This is a genomic window from Pseudomonas sp. (assembly GCF_041601375.1).
GTDB lineage: Bacteria > Pseudomonadota > Gammaproteobacteria > Pseudomonadales > Pseudomonadaceae > Aquipseudomonas.
Genome location: NZ_JBFIIG010000279.1, coordinates 1 through 3,484, shown reverse-complemented (window position 1 = coordinate 3,484; position 3,484 = coordinate 1). Strand labels below are relative to the sequence as shown.

The following is a 3,484-nucleotide window of genomic DNA, read 5'->3' as shown; positions in this document are numbered from 1 at the left end:
TTTCTCGGCGACGTGCGGCGTCTGTTGCAGCAACCGGACAGCCTCTGAGGAGCATGACAATGGATCGACAACAATTGCGTCAGCAAGTGCTCGAAGAGTTGCAGCATATCGCGCCGGAACTCGAGCCGGAGGCGTTGCGCGGCAACCGCCCGCTGCGCGACGAGGTCGACCTCGATTCGATGGATTGGCTGCGTTTTCTCGGCGCCTTGCACCGGCGTCTGGGCGTGAATATCCCCGAGGCCGACTACCACAAGCTGGACAGTCTCGATGCACTGATCGCCTACCTGGAGCCGCGTCTGGTCTAGTTGAGCGCAGCGATACCCATGCGACGGCCTGCAGCCATTCCAAGCGTGCCCAGGCTCCGCCGGATGCTCTGCGTCCATTCAGCTTCAGCCCTGGCGCGGAGCGTCCAAAACCGTATTCACGCGCTGAAACCTGGGAACAATCTTGGTTGTGCTAATGGATCGATCGCCGATGGCTATCGGCGCGCTCAACCGTCTCCTCCAGTGCCGCTGTGTTTGGCTGCGCCTAAGCGATCGCGCGGGTTCAGTCGCGGTGCCAGTGGATGCTGACGTAGGGTTGGTCATCGTCGTAATGGTATTTCGTCTCGCCTTTGTAGGCCGAATCCAGGGCGTGACCGATACGATTGGCCAGGTGGACCCCGGTCGTGGTCACTTGCACGGCGTCATCCAGGGTCGTCACTTCGAGCAGGCGTTCCATGGCGTGCTCGGCCTTTTCCTGCGCCTCGGTGTTGTGGATCAGGTTGAGGATTTCGCTGTGATGGGCCTTCAGGAATTCCCCTGACAGGGTCAGGGTGCCCGCCGGGGCCTTGTCTTCAATGCGCTGGCAGGCCGGACAGATAACCTGAGCCACGTCGGCGGGGAGGCGGGTTTGTGGGGTTTTCCAGGCCCAGGTGCCGGCGTCATAAAGTGCATTGCACCTGGAGCAGTATGCGGTGCCGCCACTGCATGGGTTGAGGGTTGAGTCGTGTTGCTCGGGGAGGAACACGTTGTTTTTCTGACTCTGGTGAAACTTGGCCATGACATCCTCCGCTACATGAAAACAGTGGATTGAAAGCAGGCTTGGGCCAGGCTCGACAAGCAAACATCTGTTATCTGTTTGCACTGGTTTTGCACCCCCTACACCCTGATGTATAGCAAAGCAGGTCGCGGATGGCGCGAGCGCAGCAGCAACACTGACAGGCGGTGTGTTGCACGGCTGTCGCGAGGGCAGCCAGTCAGCCGTAGTGGCGCAGCACCTCGATGCGCAGCGCCTGCTCGTAAGGCGGCACGTTGCATTCGATGATGTCGCCGGGGGCGATCTGCAGGCGCACGCCGACGATATCGGCATGCACCGGCTGGCTGCAGACGCAGCGATCGACCAGCACCGCCGCACGCACCCGCTGGGCTCCGAGGTGCGCCAGGTACGCGCAGGTGCGCAACAGCGAGTGGCCTTCATAGAGCACGTCATCGACCACCAGCAGGGTGGTGCGGGACAAGTCCAGGGCGGCCAGTTCGGGGCTCTCGGTGAGGGCCGTTTGCGCATGCAGCAGGCTGAGGTCATCGGCGTAGCGCTTGACCTTGAGCGCATACAGAGGCAATTCGGCTTGCCCGGTGAGCTGCGCCAGCTGTTGTTGCAGCAGGCGCGCGAGGGGTTCGCCACGGCGCAGAATGCCAACCAGCGCACTCTGCCCGGGCGGTAACAGGGCCGCGGCCTGGATGGCCATGGCGCGCACGATGGCGGTGAGTTCTTCGCTGTCGTACAGGCAGAGCCTTTGCCCGGCGGATTTCCTCTGCATTGGGTTTGCCTCCATCAGCATGCTAGGCCGGCAGTGGGCGCAGCGCCGGGAACTCTTCGGGGGTCAGGGTTTCCTTTTCCAGCAGCAACTGGGCGCCTTGCTCCAGCTCGGTGCGGCGACTCTGCAGCAGGGCCTTGGCTCGCGCATAGGCACCATCGATCAGGGCCCTGACACTGAGGTCGACCTCGCGCGCGGTCTCTTCCGAGTAGTCTTTCTCCTGCAGGCGGATCGCCTGTTCGCCCAGGTAGCTGGCGCTTTGGCGTTCCAGCACGGCTTGGCCGAGTTCGGCGGTCATGCCGAAGCGGGTGACGATCTGCCGGGCGATGTCGGTGACCTTGGCCAGGTCGTCGGCGGCGCCGGTGGAAATCTCGTTGAAGATCAGCTCTTCCGCCGCACGCCCGGCAAGCAGCACGACCATGCGGTTTTTCAGCTCCTCCAGGGTAATCAGGAAGCGATCCTCGGTAGGCCGCTGCAGGGTATAGCCGAGCGCGCCGACCGAGCGCGGGATGATCGACACCTTGTGCACCGGATCCATGCCCGCCAGGCTGGCCGCGGCCAGGGCGTGACCCATCTCATGGTGGGCCACCACCTCGCGCTCGTGGGGCTGGAGCAGGCGACCGCGGCGTTCGCTGCCGACCACGATGCGTTCTACCGCGGCGGTAAAGTCGTCCATGCTCACCTTGTCGGCACCGCGGCGGGTGGCGAGGATGGCCGCCTCGTTGATCAGGTTGGCCAGGTCGGCACCGGAAAAGCCGGTGGTAATCCCGGCGATGCGCTCCAGGTCAAGGTCGGCGGTGGCCTGGATGCGCTTGGCATGCACCTTGAGGATGGCCACCCGGCCGCGCCGGTCGGGGCGGTCGATGACGATCTGGCGGTCGAAGCGGCCGGCGCGCAGCAGGGCCGGGTCGAGGATCTCCGGGCGGTTGGTGGCGGCCAGCAGGACCACGCCTTCGCGCGGGTCGAAGCCGTCCAGTTCGGCGAGCAACTGATTGAGGGTCTGTTCCTTCTCGTCGTTGCCGCCGAAGGCGCCGGCCCCGCGCATCTTGCCCAGGGCGTCCAGTTCGTCGATGAAGATGATGCAGGGCGCGGACTTGCGCGCCTGTTCGAACAGGTCGCGCACCCGCGCGGCGCCGACGCCGACGAACATCTCGACGAACTCCGAGCCGGAGATGGAGAAGAACGGCACGCTGGCCTCGCCGGCCACTGCCTTGGCCACCAGGGTCTTGCCGGTGCCGGGCGGACCGACCAGCAGGATGCCCTTGGGAATCCGCGCGCCAAGGCGGCTGTACTTGGGCTGGTCCTTGAGGAAGGACACCACCTCGAGCAGTTCGGCCTTGGCCTCGTCGATGCCGGCCACATCGTCGAAGGTCACCCCGGTATCGCGCTGGACGAAAATCTTGGCCTTGGACTTGCCGACGTTGACCATGCCGCCAAAGCCCTGTTTCTCGGCCAGACGCCGAAACAGGAACGACCAGAGGGCGAAGATCAGGATAAAGGGCAACAGCCAGCTCAGCAGAGTGCTGATCGGCCCGCCCTGGCGGGTGCCACTGAAGCTCACCTGCGACTGCGCCAGGGCCTCGGCCAGATCGGGCTCGACCCGCACGGTGACGAATTGGCTGCGGTTGTTGATTGGCTCCTTGAGCTTGCCGCTGATCTGCTGCTGCTCGATGCGCAGATCGCTCAGTT

4 protein-coding genes are annotated in these 3,484 nt (G+C 64.4%); 1 reads left to right on the top strand and 3 read right to left on the bottom strand.

Going from position 1 to position 3,484, the window contains the following annotated elements:
* Window positions 1-59 precede the first annotated feature (59 nt).
* Complete coding sequence (locus ABZE94_RS20985) at window positions 60-305, top strand: acyl carrier protein (RefSeq protein ID WP_372878101.1); 246 nt, start codon at window positions 60-62, stop codon at window positions 303-305.
* A gap of 241 nt (window positions 306-546) precedes the next feature.
* Here the strand turns inward: ABZE94_RS20985 and ABZE94_RS20980 are convergent, their stop codons facing one another.
* From ABZE94_RS20980 to ftsH, 3 genes are all read right to left on the bottom strand, one after another.
* The gene (locus ABZE94_RS20980) at window positions 547-1,041 is read right to left on the bottom strand and encodes a BCAM0308 family protein (protein WP_372878099.1); all 495 of its coding nucleotides are present in this window, start codon (window positions 1,039-1,041) and stop codon (window positions 547-549) included.
* 196 nt (window positions 1,042-1,237) lie between these two features.
* On the bottom strand, window positions 1,238-1,798 hold the full coding sequence (locus tag ABZE94_RS20975) for a phosphoribosyltransferase family protein (protein ID WP_372878097.1): 561 nt from the start codon (window positions 1,796-1,798) through the stop codon (window positions 1,238-1,240).
* Between the two features lie 22 nt (window positions 1,799-1,820).
* A partial coding sequence (gene ftsH / locus ABZE94_RS20970) for an ATP-dependent zinc metalloprotease FtsH (RefSeq protein WP_372878095.1) occupies window positions 1,821-3,484 on the bottom strand: 1,664 nt, incomplete at its 5' end.

Coding starts and splice junctions, on each gene's coding strand:
- ABZE94_RS20985 (WP_372878101.1), top strand. CDS start 60: ATGGATCGACAACAATTGCGTCAGCAAGTGCTCGAAGAGTTGCAGCAT.
- ABZE94_RS20980 (WP_372878099.1), bottom strand. CDS start 1,041: ATGGCCAAGTTTCACCAGAGTCAGAAAAACAACGTGTTCCTCCCCGAG.
- ABZE94_RS20975 (WP_372878097.1), bottom strand. CDS start 1,798: ATGCAGAGGAAATCCGCCGGGCAAAGGCTCTGCCTGTACGACAGCGAA.